General features: G+C 41.4%; 17 protein-coding genes. 7 read left to right on the top strand and 10 right to left on the bottom strand.

Annotated features, from left to right (window positions below):
- Positions 1-68: 68 nt before the first annotated feature.
- From BVH04_RS14870 to BVH04_RS14840, 7 genes are all read left to right on the top strand, one after another.
- Complete coding sequence (locus BVH04_RS14870) at positions 69-1,202, top strand: DEAD/DEAH box helicase (protein WP_086542250.1); 1,134 nt, start codon at positions 69-71, stop codon at positions 1,200-1,202.
- Positions 1,203-1,551: 349 nt separating this feature from the next.
- Positions 1,552-3,309: an arylsulfatase gene (locus tag BVH04_RS14865; RefSeq protein ID WP_086542249.1), complete on the top strand. Its 1,758-nt coding sequence runs from the start codon at positions 1,552-1,554 to the stop codon at positions 3,307-3,309.
- 341 nt (positions 3,310-3,650) lie between these two features.
- Positions 3,651-4,886 carry a multidrug effflux MFS transporter gene (locus tag BVH04_RS14860; RefSeq protein ID WP_086542248.1) on the top strand — a complete coding sequence of 412 codons (1,236 nt, stop codon included), beginning with the start codon at positions 3,651-3,653 and terminating at the stop codon, positions 4,884-4,886.
- 629 nt (positions 4,887-5,515) lie between these two features.
- Positions 5,516-6,382, top strand: coding sequence for a cation diffusion facilitator family transporter (locus BVH04_RS14855; RefSeq protein ID WP_086542247.1), 867 nt, complete (start codon positions 5,516-5,518; stop codon positions 6,380-6,382).
- Positions 6,383-6,544: 162 nt separating this feature from the next.
- The gene (locus BVH04_RS14850) at positions 6,545-7,819 is read left to right on the top strand and encodes a chloride channel protein (protein WP_086542246.1); all 1,275 of its coding nucleotides are present in this window, start codon (positions 6,545-6,547) and stop codon (positions 7,817-7,819) included.
- 113 nt (positions 7,820-7,932) lie between these two features.
- A complete protein-coding gene (locus tag BVH04_RS14845; RefSeq protein ID WP_086542245.1) occupies positions 7,933-8,229 on the top strand; it encodes a cupin domain-containing protein in 297 nt (98 codons plus the stop codon).
- Between the two features lie 81 nt (positions 8,230-8,310).
- Positions 8,311-8,730 (top strand): nuclear transport factor 2 family protein, encoded by a 420-nt coding sequence (locus tag BVH04_RS14840; RefSeq protein WP_086542244.1) that lies wholly within the window; start codon positions 8,311-8,313, stop codon positions 8,728-8,730.
- A gap of 1 nt (position 8,731) precedes the next feature.
- On the opposite strand, the gene BVH04_RS14835 is transcribed toward BVH04_RS14840, so the two are convergent.
- The 10 genes from BVH04_RS14835 to BVH04_RS14790 form a co-directional block, all read right to left on the bottom strand.
- Positions 8,732-9,826: a bile acid:sodium symporter family protein gene (locus BVH04_RS14835; RefSeq protein WP_394335233.1), complete on the bottom strand. Its 1,095-nt coding sequence runs from the start codon at positions 9,824-9,826 to the stop codon at positions 8,732-8,734.
- A 94-nt stretch (positions 9,827-9,920) separates the two neighbouring features.
- Complete coding sequence (locus tag BVH04_RS14830; protein ID WP_086542273.1) at positions 9,921-11,405, bottom strand: mandelate racemase/muconate lactonizing enzyme family protein; 1,485 nt, start codon at positions 11,403-11,405, stop codon at positions 9,921-9,923.
- 127 nt (positions 11,406-11,532) lie between these two features.
- Entirely contained in the window at positions 11,533-12,507 is a 975-nt protein-coding gene (locus BVH04_RS14825; protein ID WP_086542243.1) for an RraA family protein, read from the bottom strand.
- A 150-nt stretch (positions 12,508-12,657) separates the two neighbouring features.
- A complete protein-coding gene (locus BVH04_RS14820) occupies positions 12,658-13,935 on the bottom strand; it encodes a mandelate racemase/muconate lactonizing enzyme family protein (protein ID WP_086542242.1) in 1,278 nt (425 codons plus the stop codon).
- A 16-nt stretch (positions 13,936-13,951) separates the two neighbouring features.
- Positions 13,952-14,890: an RraA family protein gene (locus BVH04_RS14815; RefSeq protein ID WP_086542241.1), complete on the bottom strand. Its 939-nt coding sequence runs from the start codon at positions 14,888-14,890 to the stop codon at positions 13,952-13,954.
- Positions 14,891-14,948: 58 nt separating this feature from the next.
- Entirely contained in the window at positions 14,949-16,466 is a 1,518-nt protein-coding gene (locus BVH04_RS14810; RefSeq protein ID WP_086542240.1) for a SusD/RagB family nutrient-binding outer membrane lipoprotein, read from the bottom strand.
- Positions 16,467-16,569: 103 nt separating this feature from the next.
- Positions 16,570-19,698 (bottom strand): SusC/RagA family TonB-linked outer membrane protein, encoded by a 3,129-nt coding sequence (locus tag BVH04_RS14805; protein ID WP_086542272.1) that lies wholly within the window; start codon positions 19,696-19,698, stop codon positions 16,570-16,572.
- A 454-nt stretch (positions 19,699-20,152) separates the two neighbouring features.
- Positions 20,153-21,151 carry a FecR family protein gene (locus tag BVH04_RS14800; RefSeq protein WP_086542239.1) on the bottom strand — a complete coding sequence of 333 codons (999 nt, stop codon included), beginning with the start codon at positions 21,149-21,151 and terminating at the stop codon, positions 20,153-20,155.
- A 420-nt stretch (positions 21,152-21,571) separates the two neighbouring features.
- Positions 21,572-22,204, bottom strand: a complete 633-nt coding sequence (locus BVH04_RS14795) for an RNA polymerase sigma factor (protein WP_086542238.1) — start codon at positions 22,202-22,204, stop codon at positions 21,572-21,574.
- Between the two features lie 117 nt (positions 22,205-22,321).
- The gene (locus BVH04_RS14790; RefSeq protein WP_086542237.1) at positions 22,322-23,461 is read right to left on the bottom strand and encodes a DUF819 family protein; all 1,140 of its coding nucleotides are present in this window, start codon (positions 23,459-23,461) and stop codon (positions 22,322-22,324) included.
- Positions 23,462-23,467 lie beyond the last annotated feature (6 nt).

Genomic DNA, 23,467 nt, shown 5'->3' with positions numbered 1-23,467 from the left:
TTCATCAAGATCACCGAAAAAGTACAATAGTAATTTCCAAGCCTTAACTTTGCGGAAAATAGACTCAGATGAACTTTTCAGATTTAGGACTTTCCAAGCAAATACTTGAGGCAATCAAAAAAGCTAACTACGATAGCCCATATCCTATACAGATAGAAGCCATACCAGCTATTTTGCAAAAGAAAGACGTGCTCGGAATCGCCCCTACCGGCTCTGGAAAGACGGCTTCATACATTCTTCCTATCCTTCAAAGACTTCAGGAAAAAGCGCCAAATAAAGGACGTATGATTCCTGTTTTGGTGCTAGTCCCAACTCGGGAGCTGGCAAGTCAGGTCGCTGAAGTCACCGAGAATTTTGCACGTTTTCTGAACAGACCGGTAAAAGCATTGGCAGTTTTCGGAGGAGTTTCCATCAATCCACAAATGATGAAAATCTATGGAACGGATATTTTGGTAGCTACTCCAGGTAGATTATTGGATTTGCTGTCGAAAAATTCTCTGAATCTTAATCAAGTGGAAGTTCTTGTCTTGGACGAAGCTGATAAGGTATTGAATATGGGGTTCAAAGAGGAAGTGGATCAGATTCTAGAAAAACTTCCTGCAACCCGTCAGAACATTCTCTTCTCTGCTACAAGTGAAGAATCCGTAGAAAAGTTGATTGATGAAATGCTACATGAACCGGTGCGGATCGCTGCCGAGCCAGACACTATTTCTCCGGATCTTATCGAGCAGTATGCTTATCGAGTTCCGATGGAGCAAAAAGGGCCTTTCCTTCGCTACTTAATTAATTCCGGCGATTGGTCGCAGATTTTGGTTTTTGCTTCATCTATCCGCGCGGCGGACAATATTGTCACCAAGCTCAACAAAAACGGAATAGATGCACTGGCTTTTCACGGTGACAAAAGCCAAGGTGCTCGAACTGAAGCATTGCATACATTCAAATCCGGTAAAACACGGATTCTAGTTGCAACTGATTTGGCAGCAAGAGGAATTGACATCAAATTTTTACCACTGGTGATCAACTACGAATTGCCGCGCTCTCCAAAAGACTATGTACATAGAATCGGCAGAACGGGCCGTGCCGGTGCAACTGGCGAAGCTATTTCTTTGGTCTCTGAGGAGGAATTGCACCATTTCAAAATCATCCAAAAGAAGATGAAGAAACACGTGCAACTGAGAAGTATAGACGAGATTGATTTTTAGGATAATTCGCTAAATAAACGGCAAAAATTACACTTTGGAATACCGATCGTGCCTTTGGCATTCTGACAATCTAAATCTTACTTTTCAACCCAGAATTTCATTCTGGGCTTTTACTGACCTTGCCGTTGGCAAGGGGCTTCAATATTCTTCAGAGCAATTGTGCCAAAGGCACAACCAATAAGAGCCCAGAATACAGCAAAGCGAAATTCGGGGTCAATAGATCGACAGAAAAATCAAGAGTGCCAAAGGCACGATCTGTAATTCACTCGAATCCTTATTCATAAACAGGATACCCTTTCTGTCAAGAAAATCTATTTTTAGGTTATTGTTACGTTCTAACCATAACCTAATGAAAATCAATAGCTCCATTTTTACCCTTCTATTTTTAATAGCTTTCCATTTTAGCTTTGCGCAGCAAAAAATAAAATCACCAAATGTCATCCTGATCATCACCGATGACCAAGGATTTGGAGATTTGGGAACACATGGCAATCCTCACATCAATACGCCAACCATAGATGCCTTCGCTGAAGAGAGTGTGCGATTCACTAATTTCTATGTATCCCCCGTCTGCGCTCCTACCCGAGCGAGCTTGATGACAGGGCGATATTCTCTCCGCACCGGCGTTCGCGACACCTACAATGGCGGAGCGATGATGGCAAGCTCTGAAATCACAATTGCCGAGCTATTGAAGTCAAAAGACTATGTGACTGGAATTTTTGGAAAATGGCACTTGGGAGATAATTATCCCATGCGCCCGAGTGATCAGGGATTTGACGAGTCATTGATTCACCTCTCTGGTGGAATGGGACAAGTGGGCGATTTCACTACTTATTACCAAGATGATAGAAGCTATTTTGACCCAGTGCTTTGGCACAACAATCAGCGAGAAAGCTACGATGGCTATTGCTCAGATATTTTTGCAAGCGAGGCAATCGACTTTATAGAGAAAAACAAGGACAAACCATTTTTCACCTATCTGTCTTTCAACGCGCCGCACACGCCACTTCAGGTGCCGGACGAATATTATCAAAAATATAAAGACATCGACCCATCAGTTGGTTTCGGGACTGATAGGAAACCCTTTTATCCCATGTCAGAAAAAGACAAGGAAAATGCACGAAAAGTCTATGCGATGGTGGAAAACATTGACGATAACCTGAAAAAGCTTTTCCAAAAACTAGAAGAACTGGGCATTGAAGAAAACACGATTGTGATCTTCATGACAGACAATGGTCCACAGCAGCAACGCTATGTGGCAGGTTTGCGTGGGTTGAAGGGAAATGTATTCCAAGGTGGAGTGAGAGCGCCTTTTTTCATCCGCTACCCTGATGGTTTCCAAGGAAACAAAGAAGTCAATATCCTTTCTGCTCATTTGGATGTACTGCCAACTCTCGCAGAGCTATGTGGTTTTGAAGTGCCTACCGACCGGAAAATTGATGGTAAAAGCATGCTTCCTCTGATTGAAGGTGAAAAAATTGAATCTCAGGATCGCAGCTACTTTTCTTACTGGACTCGGAAATACCCTGAGCTTTATGAGAATATTTCCATTCAGAAAGCAGGCTGGAAATTGGTTGGGAATACCGGCTACAATGCTGCAATTGAAAGCTTTGATCTTTTTGACCTAAGCAAAGATCCTTATGAATTGCAAAACCTATCAAAAACCAACACTGCAAAAGCCAAAGAACTGAAATCAGAATTGGATGAAATCTATCAAGAGTTGATCCATGAGGAGAATCTAGTCAATCCGCCAGTAATTCAAATAGGGAATAAAGCTGAGAATCCTGTATTTCTCAATCGAAATGATGCGGCTGGAGAGCGTGGAATATGGGCTCAGGAGGATATTTTTGGTTATTGGAAAGTGGCAATTGAAACTGGGGTTTATGACATCAAATTCAAATTTGTAAAACCCGTGCCACCTAATGGGAAAATGACTTTGGAAATGGGAAATCAAGCCAGTATCGCACTTGATCAGTCCACTAGTTTCATCGATATTTTAGAAATGAATGATGTGCGACTTGATAAATTAGAAGGAGATTTAGTGCCATTTTATACGGTGGACGGAAAGAGATATTTTCCATTTTGGGTGGAGTTGAAGAAAAGATAACTACCTCTATATTTTGCGCTGGTGTCCCTTACTAAATATAGAAAATAATAATTGTTCCCAAAAGCTTGGCTATCTGTAGCATTTAGGAAGGAGAAAGCTCTGAATCAAGGAATTGATGGATAATGGGAAAATCAATTCTTTGGTATTTTGAGCTAAATCCAAAATCTTCCATTTTACCCTTTTTCTATAAGCATACTAAATTAGGGGTTTATTGATTATTTAACAGACTCTACTCATGCCTGAATATTTGCCAAAAAAATAACCCAATGTTTACGAACTCAACAACAGTCAAGCCTGTTTAATCTGGATAGCCAAAATTTTAGGGTCAAAATATTTTTAGGGTGGGTAAGAAATACAGCAAAAAGGAATACTTCAAAATTGTCCTCGTACTAGGTGCCTTGTGTACGATTTCTCCTTTATCAATAGATATGTACCTTCCGGGTTTCCCGGCGATGGCGAGAGATTTAAATACGCCTATTTCAAATATCCAGCTTTCCCTTACTGCCTATCTTGTTGGTATCGCCATCGGTCAGTTATTTTATGGGCCTCTATTGGATAAGTATGGCCGAAAAAAACCTCTTTATGCAGGTTTGGCAATTTATATCTTAGCCTCCATAGGTTGTGCTATGTCTCAGTCTGTAGAAAATCTAATTTTCATGCGCTTCCTACAGGCAATCGGTGGATGTGCAGGAATGGTATCAGCACAAGCTATCGTTCGAGATATTTTCCCAGTAAAGAAAATCGCTCAAGCCATGTCTTTGCTCGTTTTGGTGATAGCTGTTTCTCCCATGATTGCTCCAACTTTGGGTGGATTTGTGACGGCAGCTTATGATTGGCACTGGGTATTTATTATTCTGGCGGCTTTGACTGCCATTATTTGGATAGCAACAGTAATAGTACTTCCTGCGGGAGCGCTTCCTGACAGGGAAGTTTCACTGAAACCCAAGCAGGTGTGGAAAGGCTATATAAATGTTCTGAAAAATCGTCAATTTTTGGTTTATATGCTTGCAGGAGGAATTGCAGGCGCTGCTCCATTTGCTTACATCGCCAGTTCTGCAGATGTATTCATGAATTTGTATGGTTTTACCGAACATCAATTTGGATGGCTCTTCGCAATTTTGGCTTTTGCTATGATAGGCTCGACTCAGTTGAATCATATTTTATTAAAGAAATTCTCTTCTCAGCAAATCATTAATTTCTCACTACACTACCAAAGCGTTACAGGATTATTACTTGTTGTAGGAGTATTTTTCAATCTGTTGAATGTGTATAGTCTGATTGCTTTGATGTTTGTATTCCTTACAGCTCACGGATTGAATGGGCCTAATACAACTGCGCTGTCTATGGCTCCATTTTCCAAAAATGCGGGCTCAGCCTCAGCCATGCTGGGAAGTATGCGTATGACGATTGGAGGAATAGTCACAGCAATTGTAAGTTTATTCCATGCCAGCTCAGCATTTCCTATGGTTGTTGGAATGGCAATCTGTGCTTTTGGAGGTTTTATCGCACTAAAAATGGATCAGTCTATCCCAGGAACAATCAGCCGGGAAAGAAACAAAGAAGCATTTGCTTCTTAAAGCCTATAAAAGCTAGAGCCGGAATTCGTGATGAATTCCGGCTTTTTTGTTTAACCACTATGGAAACAAAGGTTTAGCAGAGGTCACTGTTGTTAAGGTTTTGTTCGCTTTCAGACTGAGCGCCAGCTCCCGAGTCAAAGCCATATTTGATCTGTACACTTTCATTCCCATGTATGAAGTCCTAATTCATGAATATTTTGAGGCTTATACGCTTTTCTGCCAGTAGCCAGTAATACACCAAAAGGCCTCGGCTAGGCTCGGACACCGGTTTAAGAATATGTCAAGGGGAGGTGCTGATGATATCTAAATTTGATAGTGGCACGATTCCGTAAAATCATACAATTTTTTTCTAATCCTGTTCAGTACTTGCATCAATCAACTCTGGATAAATTTGGGCTCTAGTGCTTCAGTCAACTAGCGCAAAACCATAATCTCCAGCGAATCTATTATTCACTTTTATTGAAGTATTCTTTCCATTCTTTCAAAAAGGGGTGGAAATGTTAGCAAAAAGGGATTCATTTGTTACTTGATAGAGATAGTACAATCTTAATCTGGACTATTCCCCAAATGGCAATTCTGACTTTAATACTAGAATTGAATAAATTGATTCTCTCGCAGTCCTTCAGTCAATGAGTAACTCAAACCTTGCAATAAGAACTGTCATTTTCAGTATGCTGGGAAATGTTGTATTGGCGGCAATCAAATTCCTGGCAGGTATTTTTGGAAATTCCTATGCGTTAATAGCCGATGGAATAGAATCTGTAGTAGATGTCTTCTCCTCTTTACTTGTGCTCTTTGGACTGAAATATTCTGCAAGACCTGCAGATGAAAATCATCCATACGGACACGGGAAAGCCGAGCCTTTGATCACATTTCTGGTGGTAGTATTCCTGATTATTTCTGCTGGCACTATAGCCTGGCAAGCCTATCAGCATATCATCACTCCTCATGAATCACCCAAACCATTTACTTTAATCGTCTTGGCAGGAATCATTATTTGGAAGGAAATTTCCTTCCATGTGGTAATGAGCCGAAGCAAAAAGACTAAAAGCAGTGCGCTTAAAGCTGAAGCCTGGCATCATAGAAGCGATGCGATTACCTCAGTAGCTGCTTTCATAGGGATCACGATTGCGATTTTCGGAGGAGAAGGATTTGAAACAGCTGATGATTACGCTGCACTTTTTGCGGTAGCTTTCATTCTTTTCAACTGCTACAAAATCTTTCGCCCTGCGCTAGGCGAGGTGATGGATGAGAATAATTACGAGGAACTGACCGAACAAATCCGTCAGATCTCTTTGACTGTTCAAGGTGTAAAAGGCACAGAAAAATGCTTTATCCGAAAAGCTGGAATGGAATACCACGTCGATTTACATGCGTTGGTACCGGGTGAATTGACCGTGACTGAAGGACATGATATTTCTCATCGGCTGAAGGACAAACTTTGCAAAGTGATTCCTGAGCTCGGGAATGTATTGATCCATATAGAGCCATTTTAGGAATATCTTGAACTGCCGTCTCTTGGCTAAAGTACAGATTGAAATGAGTGGTATTTTGGTGTTTTACAGCTTGATGAGGCATTTGAATTTGTAAATTCGAAATAGGCTGGGTTACTTCGCTTTCGCGAAATTGATTTCCTTTTAACAAACTCAATTCAGAAATTGAAATTAAAGAGAAGAAGAAATCTGGTCAAAACACTGGACCTTCTTGATCAATCCATCCGATTCAACCCATTTCTATTCAGCCGAACATTCCTGTTGTGGGCTTTACTTGGATTGATTGGCGGTGCCATAGCAGGTATATACTGGATTGTGCTGGAATTCCTGACTCACAAACTTTCGATTTTTGAAGGTTGGGAAGTTATTCCTGTAATGGCAATCTGCGGATTGTTAGCTGGACTGGTGATACACTTCATCGGTGATCCAGGGGAAATTCACCTGATCGTCAATAACATTCGCTTCAACAAGGGAAAGCTGGATCCTAAAAACAATCCTTCCATGATCATTTCTTCACTTCTGTGCGTAGCCTCCGGCGGAAGTCTAGGGCCGGAAGCACCGCTCGTACAAGTGACTGGATCCACAGGGACTTGGCTCGGAAAAGTGTTTCGTATGAAAGGTGAAGATTTGAGATCAATGAGTATTGCAGGAATGGCTTCAGGATTCACTGCATTATTCGGGGCGCCACTTGGAGGTAGTCTCTTTTCTCTGGAAATACTGCATCATAAGCACGCTGTAGAATATTATAAAGCCATAATTCCAGCTTTAGTTGCGAGTTGTTTCAGTTTCCTGGTCTTTGCGATTATCGTTCAGCTTGGACTGGGAGCCACATGGGACGTCGCTTCTTACGAATACTCGGGAGTTTTTGACTTTGGCTACGCTGTATTGTTTGCCATGGCAGCCACAGCTATTGGTTGGGGCTTTATTTTTTGTACCAAATTCTTCAAAAACCTCTTCAACAAAAAGCCTCTTCCCATCTATGTCAAAACGCTAATTGGAGGAATCCTTTTAGGAGTAATTTCCTACTATTTCCCGATCACACGATATTTTGGTCACGAAGAAATCAACGAATTACTGGCGGGAGATTTTGCGTTGAACGCGTTGATCGCAATATTAATATTCAAAGTATTGGCAATCTCTGTTACTGTGACATCAGGCTGGAGAGGAGGATTTATCATCCCACTATTTTTTGTAGGTGCCACATTAGGGTTGATTATTCATCACATTTTCCCCGAAACTAACCTCACGCTTACTATCGTCAGCTGCATGGCTGGGATCAATGCATGCGTGACAAGAACGCCGATGAGTACCACTATTTTATTGGCAACATTAACTGGTTTCAGCTATTTTATCCCAATTCTTTTTGCAAGTTTGACCGGGTATTTTCTTGCCCCGAGAATTCCTTTCATCGGTTCTCAGATGGAAAAAGAAACAGAATAGTAGGTTGCATGAAAGAATTTTCTACAATTTCTAGCCTTGATAGAAAGGCGTTTTGAGAAAGAATACCTAATTTATAGGGTAATCCATTTTTCAAATTAAACCCTTTCTAAAACATGAATATCCTGGAAAATTTAGCTTTTACAGAGGAAAGACCTTCTGTCTGCCCTATACAGCGTACTGACAAGACAAATTACTTTGCCATTGGACTCCTGCATGATCAAATTCTAAAAAAACATACGGCAAATGTCCCTTCTCTTCTGACTGTGTTAAAAGGCGAAGTCGAGTTTTTCATCAACGGCGAGACTTTGCATCTCAAGGAATTTGATACGTTTGAAATCCCGGTGATGGTGGAGCATGAGGTCAAAGGTGTGCAGGAAAAGAACATTTTCACGATTGTGCAGGAGAAATAATTGTTGAGGAAAAGTGTCCTTGACTACCAAAATCCATTCTTTTTAAAATAGATCTGCGAAAAATACCCAGTCCACGAAAACATGAAAACCTCCCTAACTTTACTACTTTTCCTTTGTTGCGCATTTGCTTTTGCGCAAGCAGATAAAGATGTAGCATCCCAAGTGGAAAAGTTGCGCCTAGCATTGATAGACCCTACAATAGCAAACTTGAGCGAAGTCAGCTCGATAAATCTTAGCTATGGACATTCGAGTGGAAAGCTCGAAAATCAAGCACAGTTTATCGAAGCATTAGTGACTGGTGCATCAGATTTTGCAACGGTCACTTTTGAAAATCAAACCATTAAAGTAGAGAAAGATGTAGCGATCGTCAGACATACATTAGCTGCTGATGTGCTGGATGGAGGCAAGTCAAACGCTATTAAAATAGGTGTAATTCTGGTTTGGCAAAAAGAAAAGGGCCAGTGGAAATTGCTGGCCCGTCAGGCCTATAAACTGCCTTAGATTATTGAGGAATTTTCTCTGGTTCTGTCGGTTTTTTATGCCAATAAGAAGCGAGAATGGAACCAGTGATATTCATCAGTGGTCCAAAAACAGCCGGAGCAAGCCCCACGGTGGCTATTTTACCCATTTCTTTGGCTATGCCAGAAGCTAGTCCGCCATTTTGCATTCCTACCTCTATTGCAATAGTTCGGCAGTCCCGTTCATTCATCCGAAGTAATTTACTAGCTCCATAGCCTAAGAAATACCCGGCAACATTGTGTACCAAAACTAAAATAATTAGCAGTGGGCCAATTTCCAGCAAACTATTTCTGCCAGCTGCTGTGATTATCACAATAATGAGAGCAATTCCAGCCATAGAAATGATAGGCATCAAATCGTCCAGCCATTTTGCTTTTCCTCGTAGGAAATAATTAAAAATCAGTCCAGCCCCTATCGGGATAATTACCATTTTCACGATACTCCACATCATATCAATCACATTGATTTCCACGAATTCTCCTGCCAGCCAGCCCATCAAAAACGGAGTAACGAATGGAGCAAGTAAAGTGGTAATAGAAGTAACAGTAATAGACAAAGCCAGATTCGCATTCGCCAAATAGCTCATAACATTGGAAGCCATTCCACTTGGCGAGCAACCTATAAGGATAATTCCCGCAGCTATCTCAGAAGGAAATCCACTTAGGCTTGCCAAAGTAAATCCTATAAAAGGCATGATAGAAAATTGACACATTACCCCTACCAAAACCCCTTTGGGCATTTTGATTACTCCAAGGAAATCTTTGATGCTCATCGATGTACCCATTCCAAACATGATTACTTGAATCAAAGGAACTATCAGAGCACTAAATTTGAATCCATCGTATTCCACGAAATATACCGGATAATAAAGTGAGGTAGTCACCGCTCCGAAAATCATCAGGGAATAAGCGAAACCTTTCAGCTTGGGATTTCCGAGAAATGCTATCGCACAAATGAAAAAAAAACCGATCCAAAGCGGGCCCGCATTTGCAATACCTGAAAAGATACTGGTAGCAAGTGCGGCTAGGAAAAATACACCGGTAACGATCGAAAGTACTTTTGTAATTTTTGGATTCAAAATGACGGAATTTTGGGTGAATTCATATGAAATTAACCCGAAAACCAGTTCTAAAACTAGCTCTCGGGTCTGTCAATAGGTAAAATAGGTAATCTTAACTGTAGGTTCTATCGTGGGAACGCTTTTCATTCCACATGTCCGTTGGAGCAAAATAAGAGTTGTCTGAAGGATGAAGATGAGCTTTCACCACTTCCTCATTCAGTTCGATTCCTAGTCCTGGCGCATCCAATGGAACTGGAGCATAGCCTTTGTCAATCATCTTGCCTCCACCTGTCATGGTCACAAGATCCTCCCACCATGGCACATCCACTGAGTGATGCTCAAGTGCAAGGAAGTTTTGCGTAGCTGCTGCGCAATGAACATTTGCCATAAATGAAACCGGTGTTCCTGCCTGATGCATAGCCATTGCAATACCTTTTTCTTCGGCATAATCTGCAATTCGTTTTGTTTCCAAAAGCCCTCCAGAAGATGCCAAATCCGGATGGATGATATCCACCGCATGATTATCTATTAGATCTTTGAAATACTCAAGCAAGTAAATATCCTCTCCGGTTGTAGTAGGTGTATTAAGTGCAGTGGTAATTGTCTTGTGCTGCTCCCACAATTGCCAGGGCACCATATCTTCCAGCCAAGCCAGACGGTATTTGTCTAGCGCCTGTCCGAGACGAATACAGTTATTCAAGTCGAAGTGACCATAGTGATCTGTGGATAAAGGAATATCATAACCCACCATTCCACGCACATGATCCACGATTTTTGCCAGTTCATCGAGCCCTTTTTCAGTGATTTGTATTCCTGTGAATGGGTGCGAAGTATTACCGTAAGACATGTAACCACCGGACCATTGGCTTTTCCCATTTTTGAAAATTTCAGGATTTACCAGACATCCAGGAATATCCATGATCTCACCGATTGATACGTCCATTTTCAACCAGGTATAGCCTTGTTCTTCCGTTCTGAATTTGATCAATTTCAACTGCTCCTCCGGCGAACTTGCTTCCGGGGTATCTGCATATAGTCTGACTGAATCTCTATATCTCCCACCAAGCAACTGCCAAGCGGGTACGTTGTAGGCTTTGCCACAAAGATCCCAAAGTGCCATTTCCACTCCGCAGACACCTCCAGCTTGGCGTGACTGACCTCCAAACTGCTTTATGATTTTGAATATTTTCTCCACGTTGCATGGATTTTCGCCTAAGATCCGGCTTTTGAGCATCAAGGCATATTTGGGATCAGCACCATCTCGCACTTCACCCAAACCATAAATTCCCTGATTGGTATCGATACGTAAAATAGCTGTACCTCCCATCACTGCTGTGTGAGCATATCTCAAATCCGTGATCTTCAAATCTGAAGGAGCCGAAGCTCTTCGCACATTCTTGGTAGTCTCAGCCATCGTATCTTCGATACCGAGCCCCATTAGAGCAGTCAAGCTCAGTCCTCCTAGCGCTGTTTTCTTAAGAAAATCTCTTCTATTGTCTTTTGTGAATGGATTATCAATTTCTGCTTGTCGCTGTGATGTGTATGCACGCTCCTGCTCCTTATTTTTTTGAATGAGGGTTTGTAGTGTATTTTTCATGGTATAATGGGTTATTGTTTTTATCAATTTTAACTCATGAGTATCCAAGGGAAATTTAAATTCAGTAAGCAAAGACTAAATCAGGAGTTTACTGAGCACACCTCCTTTTTGATCCTCACATCAGAACTCAATAATTCCTTTCTTTCAGATAATCGTCCAATTCCTGCTTTGTCATTGGAAGCTTTCCCGGATAATTATTCAACCAGGCTAGAAAGTCCTTTTTAATCTCATCTGTCCATTCACTATCAATCTGACCAGCTAAATATTTGCCTTCACGAAGTCGTTGATGTCCAAACTCATCCCTGAGCCCCGTGACTTCGGAAGTCAATACAAGCTCTTCCACCAAGTAGGCTGGAATAAAAATCACTCCATATTTCTTTGCCAAAACAATATCACCCGGAAGAACCGTAGCTCGACCAACTCGAATCGGAGCATTGATAGAAGTCAGCATCATCTGCTGAATGTAGGATGGGTCTTGACCTTTCGTCCACGCGTTGAAACCTTCGATTTCAGAAAGTCCTTCCTGATCACGAACTGACCCGTTGAAAATTACTCCTCGTTGAGATTTGGCATAGATTGCATTGCCGAGATTATCGCCGATAAGCGTTCCGTCCACTATTTTACCATAGCTATCAGCTACGTAGACATCCCCATTGGAAAGGATGTCAATTGGCCATGAGTTTGTTCCTCCTTTGGGCGATCTCCCCTCTTTTTCAACTCCTTGATCCTTAATTTGCTTCTCCATATCCGGTCTAAGCGGCATGTATTGAGCGGTCACTACTCTACCGGTCATAGCTTCGTCCGGCAGCATGATTTGCCATTCTCCCTCGTATTGATTTTGATAACCTTTGTTGCGCAGCACACCCCAAGCTTCCTCGATGGAGATATTTTTAAGACGCTCCAAGATAGAATCCGAAACTTTGGGCCTTCCATCCGCAGATCTTTCCCCCACCCATTCCGAAGTCAGGGCTTTTATGTATTCAGGCGAAGCCGCGACGTTTTGAGCAGTTGCTTCTGTTTTGGCAAATAGTAGTAAACCGGAAAAAGCAAGTACCCAAAAGTGAGCTTTTAGGCCTTTGATAAATGAGATAATAGCATTCATTAGAATTGAGGGTTTAAGGTTAAGGAACAATGATTTGTATTTTGAAAATACTCAGTTATAAGAAATAAAAAGTCATTTGAAATTCATATCTCTATTCTTTATTCGGTTGTATAGTCATTTAGCAGTTCAAAATTTCAAAGCATTTCTTATTTACTCAAAAAAAGGAACTCCAGGAACTGCATACTTTTTCATTCCTTCCTCATTGATTTCTACACCAATACCAGGTTTTTCAGAAAGAGTGATAAAGCTGTTTTCAGTTTTTGGTCCATCATACGTCACTATATCTTTCCAGAGATCATCTTTATCCATATAGATTTGCCATTCCATTATCTGAAAATTTGGCACCGAAGCACAAACATGGCAGCTCGCCATCGCACCCAAGAAAGAGGCCACCATATGTGGTGAAAAAGGCACATAATATAGATTGGCCAAGTTGGCAATCCGCTGAGCTTCTCCCAATCCTCCTGCCTTTTGCAAATCTGGCATAATGATATTCAGTGCCCCGTCTGAGAGAAGTTTGGTAAATCCATACGCCAAATAAATATTCTCTCCGGCACAAATCGGAGTGCTGGTCTCCTGAGTGATGTGCTTATACACCTCAGGATTGTCAGCTGGCACAGGTTCTTCCAGCCACATAAGATTCAGCGGTTCATACATTTTGGCCATTTTCATTCCTGTCACAGCGTCGTATCGGCCATGCATGTCTACGCATACATCGATTTTTGGGCCTACCGTTTCTCTTACCGCAGCGATTGCATTGTACATTCTATCGATCTCAGCAGGACTAGCTGTCCAGTTGAAGCGATCGTATTTGTTAGGATCCCGACCATCATCCACATCGAATTTCACCGCATTGTATCCTCTGGAAACGGCATCTTTTGCTGCAGCTGAATAATCATCAGGAGTGGGATTACCAGAAGTATAAAGTGCTGTGTCGCAATACACACGGATTTTATCACGGAATTTTCCACCCAACAATTGATAAACTGGAACACCAAAGACTTTACCGGTAATATCCCACAGTGCTGTCTCTATAGCTGTCAAAACTGCAACAAAAACCCCAGACTGAGCACCACCAAAAAATGCTCCCTTGCGGACTTGTTCCGCTAGGCGATTTGGGTTGAGTGGATTTTGACCTTTAATCTGCTCCCCTAATCTTTTGACCAAGTAATAGGATCCTTGAATCGCATCTACAGCCTCACCACATCCCCAGACATCCTGATTGGTGTAAATTTTTACATAAACTGCTCCTCTCACATAACCGCATTTTACATCGGTGATTTTGAGATCGGCAGGATTTGAATAGGGATTTTGTTTAACTACAGCAGCATTCAATCCTTGTCCAAAAGTAGAAAGTAAGCCAGCTCCAGTTAGCCCTACTGCTGCTCCTTTTTGAAGGAAGGATCTTCTTGAATTCTTGTTTTTCATAAGTTTGAATTTTGGGTTACCAAGTTCTGTTTTTCAGTATTTCTTGAATCTGGTCTTTTGCTATGGGAAGCTCATCCATATGCTCTGTGAGCCATTTGGAAAAATCCTTTTCGATTTCATCCGACCATCGCGTGTCAATTTGTCCTGCGGTATAAGTTCCTTCTCTAATTCTCTGATGTCCAAACATATCTCTAAGACGGACAACTTCTGAAGTCACTACCACTTTTTCCGCCAAATGTGCTGGGATAAAAGACAACGCACCATCTCTACCGAGCACGACATCACCAGCCATTACAGTTACCTGATGAATCCTGGTAGGTTTATTAATTCCAATCAGCATGGTATTCAGATCGCCCGACTGATTGTGATGGGAAGGATGATAACTGGAAACAAACGAAGTAAAAGAGCCAATTTCCTTTAGCCCCACAATATCTCTCACAGCTCCTTCGTACACGATCCCATTTCCAGTTTTGGCATAAATAGCGTTGCCGACATTGTCACCAATGGTAGGCCCTCCATTATGAATCCCAAACTGGTCGACCACATATACATCTCCCTGTTGAAGGACATCTACCGGCCAAGAATTTTGTCCTCTCTTCCCTTCCTTCTTGCCTCGCTCATCGATGGCATCGTGGATATCTGGCCTACCGGGCATAAAAGTCGCGGTCACTGCTCTCCCAATTAAAATGCTGTCGGGATTGATTAACAAACTCCAACCGTCTGCATACTGGTATTTGTAGCCTGCATTTTTCATAACTGCCCAGGCTTCGTCATGTGTCACTTGTCTCATTCTTCGAAGAATGTCATCCGATACTTTAGGCCGACCATCTTCAAACCGCTCGCCCTCCCACTGTTGAGTGAGAAAAAGCATTTCCTCTTTTGAAATTTGCTGAGCTAGTAAATCCGTTAGAATAAACAGTGACAGGAAAAGGGTGATAGTAAATTTTCTGATCATAATTCTATTTGATTTCTATACTAAACAGGGCTCGGTATCCACCAAGCCCTGCATTAATTTATTTATCCCACCAAACTTTTGTTTCCAAGTTATCAGCTCCTTGAGATGCTATCGCAGCTCCTACATTTTCTGAATTCACAGAAATTTCAGAGTTAGGATAAGTCAGTCGATTGATAAACGGCACCTCCCTACCATCGAAAGGATTGGCAGTTAGAGTTGGGAACCCCGATCTACGAAAATTCGCAAAGGCTTCTGGACCATTCAGAAAGGATGAAACCCAATATTGCGTATTGATCTGCTCTAAGGCCTTGGAGGCATCAAATGGATTGGCAGCTAGATAGGCATCCACGGCTGCGGTTGAAATTGATGAGGCTACATCCACTATACCCAACTGATCCATGTGAGCTCTTACTCCAGCAGTATAATAGGATTCAACCGTCTCTGAGGTTATCCAGCCTCTTTGCCTTGCTTCAGCTAATAAAAGGTAGTTTTGAGATGCTGTTACTAGGAAGTTTGGCGCAGTATTCTTCGCAAGTCTCCTCCTATCTGCTTGCGCAAATTCATAGAAACTAGTCAACCCTAAATCCGAAGCTGCTTTCACAGCCCCTACATTATCATTTCCCATTGGCATCCCTACATGGACGCTGGCTTCATAAGTACCGCTGCCGGGAGTTTGCTCTGGCCCGGATTTGGCACCCACATAGGTGATCGCAATTGCAGTAAGGCGAGGATCGTTTTTGCTTTTTAAATAGTCTACAAAAGGAGCTGTCAGATAGAAATTGGAAGCTTCAGTTGCGTTTAGCAAGTTCCCAATTGGATTAATATAGTTTGGATCATGAGCGATTTTTGCATTGGCTGAATTCGACAAGATTACACCTCCCTGCACTGCGGCCTGAACAATCTGCTGTGCTCTACTCGGATCCACTTCGCTCAGCCGCATTCCTGCTCTGAGTAGTAAAGAATAACCAAAGCTCTTCCACTTGTTCAAATCACCAGCATACAAAATATCTGCTGTTTCCACTTTTCCTGACAGATTCAAAGCAGTGGTAGCTTCGGTCAATTCCTTTATGATATCTGCATAAATAACTTCTTGTGAATCATAAACAGGAAAATATACCTGCTGAGAATAACCTACTCCTCCCTCAAAATAAGGAATGCTTCCATATTCATCTGTCAAAACCATAAATGCAAATGCTTGAATGATTCTTGTCATCTGTAGCAGATTTGCCCTGGCAGGATCATCTTGGATTCTGCTGATTACGTCTTTGGTGTTTTTAATCACATTCCGATAGTATGCCTGCCAAACCTCCTGAGTAGAAATTCTATTGTCTTGATTATAATTGGCACCAGTAAGCACCCCTGAGTTTGGAGATATTATTTGCTGCACCACGCCGATATCATAGATCAAAGTACCATTAGGATAAGCGCAACCCACAATTGCGGCATTTAACTGAAATGCGGGATCAATTGCAGTAGCACTTACCTTATTGATATTTAGTTCGTCGAAATTATTGTCGCATGCTGATGAATACACCAAAATGGACACTAAGAATATATAATTAATGATCTTTTTCATGTCTTTAAAATTTGATTTTTATAGGTCACATGGAATCTCGCATGGTTAATTATCATCGCAAGGTGTAACGCTTGAGTTATGCTCAATTTCATGTCTGTATAGCTTAGAATTTGACATTAAGATTAAAACCTAAACCTCTGGTAGATGGAAGACCAGTGGACTCCATACCGACCAAATTATCGGAGGAATACCCGAAAGATTCTGGATCGATATTATCTACCCATTTCTTTATCATGAATACGTTGTTGGCCACAAAATTCAGCTTCACTGATTTGAAAGGTTGTTTCTCCGGCAAATGCTTGGTGAAATCATAGCCCAGTGTGATTTGCCTCAGCTTCCAATAGCCTCCATCATAGATCACCGGCTCCACCAAGGCTTGAGATCTCACCACTTCCCAATAAGATTGTACAGGTGCTACCACCTTATTTATCTCACCAGCTTCGTTTACTCCCTCTCCTACCACTCCCCCTTCTCTACCCTCCAAAGTCATCTTATGAAGTCCATGTCTAGTAGCGTTGAAATTGGTACCTGAAAGCATAATATTTCCTAGTTTGAAGTCAATCAGGAATGAAAGCATCACTCCTTTATAATTGAATGAGTTATTAAAACCTCCCACCCAATTCGGTAGAGCACTTCCGAAATTGATCAAATCTGACGTACGAAGCGGAATACCATTAGCACCAAAAATCTTCCTTCCCTGCGCATCTCTTCTGTAACCGAAACCAGCAATTTGTCCCATTTCCAATCCTACGATTTGTCTCAGTTCTCCATTGAAAACGTGAGTTCCTACCGTAATTCGCTCTCCGGGTGTATCGGTCAGAAGACTAAGGACTTCAGTTTTATTGTACGCTGCATTTATAGAGGATTCCCAAGTGAAATGCTCAGACTCAACAGGAACAAGTGTCAAAAGCATTTCCACACCTTTGTTTTCACTTTGACCACTATTGATAGAAGTATTCACAAACCCGGAAGCATCAGAAATCTGTGCACTTACGATCTGGTCTGTAGTGAGTTTTCTATACGCCGCCATGTCAAGACTTACTCTACCTTGAAACATACGTAGCTCAAACCCAACTTCAGCTTCTCCAATTCTCATTGGACGCAAATTCGGATTTGGGAGATTTGACCCGTTAGGCCCTCCTACTGGCTGACCGCCAAAGAGGTTGTTGTTTATACCGTAGAAAAGCACATTGGAATAAGCTCCTACATCGGCATCACTACCCACTTCCGCATAGGCGGCTCTCAGCTTTCCAAAATTCAACCAGCTGCTTTTACCAAAATTCTCTGTAAACACCCAACTCGCAGAAACAGAAGGATAAATAATACTTCTATTTTCTTTGGAAAGGGTAGAGAACCAATCATTCCTCACAGTACCTGTCAGAAACAGCATGTCTTTATAGGAGACCTCTGCAGATCCATAGAGGGAGTTTACAGCACGCTCATTCAGATCGTAAATAGGATCTTTTGCTCGACCATTTTGTACTGTATATAGATCTCTCACCACAAAGTCGGTGACTTGTACACTATTCAAATCAGACCTTCGCTGCATATGGTTTCCACCAAAGTTTGCATTCAGTCCAAAGTCTCCAAACTTCTTATTCGCATTAATCAAAAAGTCGGTGTTCAATTCACGGAATCTTCGCTGATCCTGTGTATACACGCCATTTACGAAGCCTGGAGGTGCTAGTGCACGGGAAGCCTGTCCTGTCGGGTAATTGTTATAATCCTGATCTCTGGTCCAGAAATCCTGTCCAACTCTTCCTTGGACAAACAACCAGTCTGTCAGGTTGTATTTCACAGCGATATTCCCAAAGATTCTATCTCTTCGAATATTTTGGAATTGCTCAAAGAGGGTAAAGTAAGGATTCGTACGATTCCTGAATCTCGAATAAACTGCCTCGTTCCCATTCGCATCATATACATTATCCCGTAGCACATCCAAAGGCATTGAATTCGCCATAGTGAATAGTGCTACAGGAATGGTGTTGTCCTGCTGACCGATGTTTGGCGCATTAGTATTCTCCTCGTTTGAGTAATTAAAATTCCCTGTGAAGCTTAATTTTGAACTTAAATCATAAGCAAATCCAAGATTTATTGTCTTTCTATTGTATGTATTGTTTGGGACAATTCCCTTGCTACTCAGATCCGAAAACGACAAGCTCATTCCTCCTTTTTCACCTGAAGTAGCTAGGGTAACCGAATTAGTCACATTCTGGCCATTACGAAAGAAATCATTGATTATTCCCCTCACAGGCACATATGGCACAGTCACTCCATTGAATAGCATTTGAGTCATTCCAGGCTGAAATTTCTCCCCGAAAGACCATTGCCCTGAAGTAGGGTTTGGAGTAGTCGGTCTTACACCTTGCTCTCCCTGACCGTACTCATACTGGTAATCTGTAAAATCCAACGGAGCCTCATTGGTATAATTCAGGTTATAGGTCACACCTATGCCACGACTATCGTTTTTGCTTTTGGTAGTGATCATGATTACGCCGTCTTTGGCACGCGAGCCGTACAATGCAGCTGCGGCAGCTCCCTTAAGGATCGTCATAGTTTCCACATCGTCAGGATTTATACTGGATAGTCCATCACCACCGTCAGAAGTATTACCACCTCCACGGACTCCTAGAGAATTGTCAGAGGCATTATTACCCGGGTTTGTTCCAAAGTTTGTGTTATCTATTGGTACCCCATTTACAACTATAAGTGGGTTATTTTGACCTGAAATAGAAGACTGACCTCGAATACGGATTTTGGAAGTACCTCCTGGGCCAGTTCCCAAGGCAGAGATGGACACGCCAGCCACTTTTCCTTGAAGCGCATTCATGACATTGGGAGTCCTGTTAATTGTAAGCTCATCAGACTTCACGGTAGAGGTAGCATAACCCAGGCTTTTGGCAGATTTCTCTATTCCAAGTGCAGTTACAACAACTTCTTCAAGGTCGCTTTCATCTACTTTCATGATAACATTCACTTCTGACCTATTACCCACCACAATTTCTTGGTTGAGATATCCTACAAAAGAAAAAACCAATACAGATGTCTCACTTTCTGCATTTATGGAATAGTTGCCATTGTTGCCGGAAACGGTACCTACGGCAGTTCCCTTTAGGAGAATGTTAACTCCAGGAAAAGCTGCGCCGTTTTCGTCGGTAACTGTGCCGGTAATCTCTATTCTGCGACGATTGCTTTTGGGAACCTCGTTCCTCAAAGTTTTTGTCGTGCCCATCGAAATTCTTCCATCAGGCGATGATGAATTGGCTGAAGTCTGAATATATTTCAAATCAGCAGCTTTTGAAGATTGGGTGGACTTATTTTGAAATATCACATAAAAATTCTCCCCAGCCTTTTCATAGCTGAGACCTGTCTCTTTCAGGATTACTTTCAACCCTTCCTCCACAGTAGTAAAGGAAGTTTTTGATGACTTGACTATTTTGGATTGAACCAAATCATCTTTGTATGCTATCGAGACACTAAAATTGCTCTCGAATTGACTCAGAACCTCTTTCAGGTCTCTGTTTTCATTCCTAGATGAAAAGGTATCTAGGTTCTTTTCTGAAGCTATCAAACCCTCGACTTGCGCTAATGCAAACCAAGAAATCGAATAGCTTATACATAATAATAGTACAAACTTTCTCATAGTAAACAGGGTTCAGGTTATTTGGGGAACACTTCATTTTGGATTATTTAATCAGGTACTTATTTTGCTCTTTTACTATTTCGATATTGAATATTTTGGAAATCTGTTCCATAAAATTCTTAGCATCACCAAGTGGCATAGAGCCTGATGCTGTTTGCTTTAGCACTCCTTCATCTTGAATTTCAATCTCAATTCCATAATTATTTCGCGCCATTTTTATGATTTCATCCAAGCTGGTTTCATCTAGATGGAGCACTTTATCTTTCCACGAAGTATAAAGCGAGGTATTTACCGTCTTGCGCTGAAACGTACTTTCTTTAAACTCTACTAAATCCCCAGGATTCATCAGGATTTTGCCTTCCTTCTCTTTCACAGGAAAGCTCAGTGTCACCAGTCCAGATGTTAGTACTACTTCGGTCTCTTGAGATCGATTGTAAACATTAAATTCTGTCCCGAGTACTTCTATGGCCACATTTTGAGAGCTGAAAACTTTAAAAGGCTGATGATCTACTTTGTGAACAACGCTGAAAAACGCCTCCCCTTCAATCCATATCTCTCTAGCCATTTGACCTTCCCAATTATCAACAAAAGTCAATTTGGAATTTGAATTCAGAATCACCTGGGAGCTGTCAGGCAGCATGATTTCTTTGGTTTCCCCAAAAGCAGTTCGGTATTCGGTTTCCTTTGGCAACTCATACCAATACCAGACAAGTAAGAGAAGAGAAATAGATGCAACTAAAGAAACAAAAGGCCATAAAGTCCTTTTATCAAGAGACTTTGGGGGCTGTGTTATGTCGCCTTGGATGGCATCCCAGACCGATAGCAATTCATCTGAATTCATTTCAAGCTTTGACTTCTCCAAACTCAAAATCATTGCTCTTGCATCTTCTACCATTGAAACTTTAGATGGATTCTCATCCTTCCAGCCCATCCAAAATTCATCATGATTCGGATCAGAATAGAGAACCCATTCCTTAAAAAATGGATCCGTGACAAAGTCATCTCTGATAAAATTATCGTAATCGGTAGGTTGATGATTCACTTTACTTTTTTGGTTTATATCTATAAGAGTAGGAAGGCATCAAAACCTCATCATATTTTTAAAACTTTTTTCTAGGGCCCTTTTTGCAAAGAATATTCACAAAGAAATCGCAAAGGATTGGGTTACATTTTTAAGAGAAGGAAGCGGCGTTTCACCCACACGCAAGTCCGCCGCAGGAGACTGATTATGGAAAGAGCTTAGGATAAAGTGGCATCGGTTTTTAGCGGAATCGATGTCAATCAAGAGAATATCCTGCTTTCCCCGCTTATCAAGTTGAAAAAAATATATGGAAAATGAGAAATCAACGATCTCATTCTTTCTCGAGTCTGAGAGTACAATTCATGATTGCATTTTCAGAAAATAAAATAATGAAGCAAAATCAATTCAATCACCTGATTTACATAACAGTATAAGAAAGCTTTATACTAAATAATCAAATGAGAAGGCTAACAAAAAAACCTTCATTACTATTCTCAGACATTGTAAAGCCTTTGATAGAAGGTTGTGAGCAGAAGCAGGTGTGATAGACATTAAACTCGCTATCTCAGAATAGCTCAGATCATTGAAATATTTGAGTACCACGATCTCTCGCTGTCTTTTTGAAATTTTAGAAAGTGCTGAGGAAATCCTCCCTTCATTTTCATTTAGGGAATCTTGAATAATAATACTACTCTCTATCGGAGGTTCAGATTCTCCAAAGTTCTGACCTTCATTCGCATCCACACAGAACTTTCGATCTCTATTGATATACTGGATTAGTAGGTTCCGAAAAGACTTGAAAAGATAATATTTGACCGAATCGATCTCAGTAAGCGATTCTCTCCTATTCCATATATTAGTAAAAAGCTCTTGGATACAATCTTTGACCAATTCTCGATTGTAGCAAAAATGCATTCCATAATTGAAAAGTAAATTGGAAAACCGCTGGAATAAGCTAGAAAAAGCAAGGTCATTACCTTTCCTGACACTTTGCCAAAGGGCTTTATCGTCTGGTTGGGAATTTGATGTTTTTTTCGGGCTTCTTGAAATAAATAGATCAACTGTACTACCCATAATCAAAATTTTATTACAGTAAAATTCGATTTTAAGGTAGTAAATTTTTTATCTTTTATCAAACACTTCATTTCGCGGATAAATACAGATAAACTACGAACTATTCTAAAAGTAGCATCAACCCAGCATCCCTGCAATAAAAAATCCAGCATATGTCCCCAGCGCATTCCCCAAACTCCCTACCAATACCCCTGGAATAAGTAGATCAGGCCGATTCAAACTTTCCGCCGAAGCAAGCGCTGTAGTATTTCCACCCACGTTTGCTTGAGAAGCTACCGCTATGACATCCCAGTCAATTCTGAATAGCGCTCCTACACCAAAAATCACCAGGCCGTGAATCAGGACAAGTATGGTAACAAAAAGTATCAGCGTCCCAGCCAAATCACCGAGTCCAGAAAGGGTATTTAGATCGCAAAGTGTGCCGATGGTAGCCAGAAAAAGTAAGATGAGGAAAAAACCGATGGTGTGAGTTCCTGACAATTTCTTAATAAAAGGAATCTGAGCCAAAATCAACGCAAGTGTGGTTAATGTGAGAATCTCGGGTATTTGTGGAAAAGCGTGCAAGACAAACTTGGAAATTGCCATAGCTAAAAATGCCAGGCCAAAAATCGCAGCAAACCCAGCAATGCTGATTGATTCTTCAGTCTTTATTTTTTGAGCCGCACTGTTCAGAGGAAGCAGTTTTTTTCTAGGAAAAAAGGATTGCAAATACTTTGGTAAAATCAGGGTAGCAATAATCCAAGGCGTGCCTATCAAATTATCTACCACCGTAGTCGCCGCGTACAAATCCGCATTTTCATTGACATGATAACTCAGTGCTATAGCGTTGAAATTGATGCTTCCACCTATATAGGTGCCTGTGTACATTCCAGCGACAGCATTGGCAATAGAACCAATTTCCGCTGCTGGCTTTACCAAAAACCAGGCGACCAGCACACCGATAATCGTCCCCAGCCCACCAATTCCAAACATGAACAAAATCGGCCCTCCAGCCTTTTTGAGACTTTTAAGATCTACCTCCAACAAGGCTATGAAAATCCCCATCGGCGCTAGATATAGAAACACTCCCGTATAAACCGGATTTCCATTTGTGGCTGTCGGGATGACTCCGATGTTAGCTGCAATTGCCGCAATCAGAATCACCAAAATTGGTGTGCCGAGCGTCTTCCAACCTTTGAATTTGGCAAGCCACACAGAAAGCAGCACAAACATGCAAAGCATCCCACTGACATAAATCGGGTCTTGAGTCCAAGTCATTGGGGA

The sequence above is a fragment of the Algoriphagus antarcticus genome (assembly GCF_002150685.1).
GTDB lineage: Bacteria > Bacteroidota > Bacteroidia > Cytophagales > Cyclobacteriaceae > Algoriphagus > Algoriphagus antarcticus.
The sequence above is the reverse complement of the archived record's forward strand: the minus strand, read 5'-3'. Positions and strand labels throughout refer to the sequence as shown.

Coding starts and splice junctions, on each gene's coding strand:
- BVH04_RS14870 (WP_086542250.1), top strand. CDS start 69: ATGAACTTTTCAGATTTAGGACTTTCCAAGCAAATACTTGAGGCAATC.
- BVH04_RS14865 (WP_086542249.1), top strand. CDS start 1,552: ATGAAAATCAATAGCTCCATTTTTACCCTTCTATTTTTAATAGCTTTC.
- BVH04_RS14855 (WP_086542247.1), top strand. CDS start 5,516: ATGAGTAACTCAAACCTTGCAATAAGAACTGTCATTTTCAGTATGCTG.
- BVH04_RS14845 (WP_086542245.1), top strand. CDS start 7,933: ATGAATATCCTGGAAAATTTAGCTTTTACAGAGGAAAGACCTTCTGTC.
- BVH04_RS14840 (WP_086542244.1), top strand. CDS start 8,311: ATGAAAACCTCCCTAACTTTACTACTTTTCCTTTGTTGCGCATTTGCT.
- BVH04_RS14830 (WP_086542273.1), bottom strand. CDS start 11,405: ATGAAAAATACACTACAAACCCTCATTCAAAAAAATAAGGAGCAGGAG.
- BVH04_RS14825 (WP_086542243.1), bottom strand. CDS start 12,507: ATGAATGCTATTATCTCATTTATCAAAGGCCTAAAAGCTCACTTTTGG.
- BVH04_RS14820 (WP_086542242.1), bottom strand. CDS start 13,935: ATGAAAAACAAGAATTCAAGAAGATCCTTCCTTCAAAAAGGAGCAGCA.
- BVH04_RS14815 (WP_086542241.1), bottom strand. CDS start 14,890: ATGATCAGAAAATTTACTATCACCCTTTTCCTGTCACTGTTTATTCTA.
- BVH04_RS14810 (WP_086542240.1), bottom strand. CDS start 16,466: ATGAAAAAGATCATTAATTATATATTCTTAGTGTCCATTTTGGTGTAT.
- BVH04_RS14805 (WP_086542272.1), bottom strand. CDS start 19,698: ATGGGCACGACAAAAACTTTGAGGAACGAGGTTCCCAAAAGCAATCGT.
- BVH04_RS14795 (WP_086542238.1), bottom strand. CDS start 22,204: ATGGGTAGTACAGTTGATCTATTTATTTCAAGAAGCCCGAAAAAAACA.
- BVH04_RS14790 (WP_086542237.1), bottom strand. CDS start 23,461: ATGACTTGGACTCAAGACCCGATTTATGTCAGTGGGATGCTTTGCATG.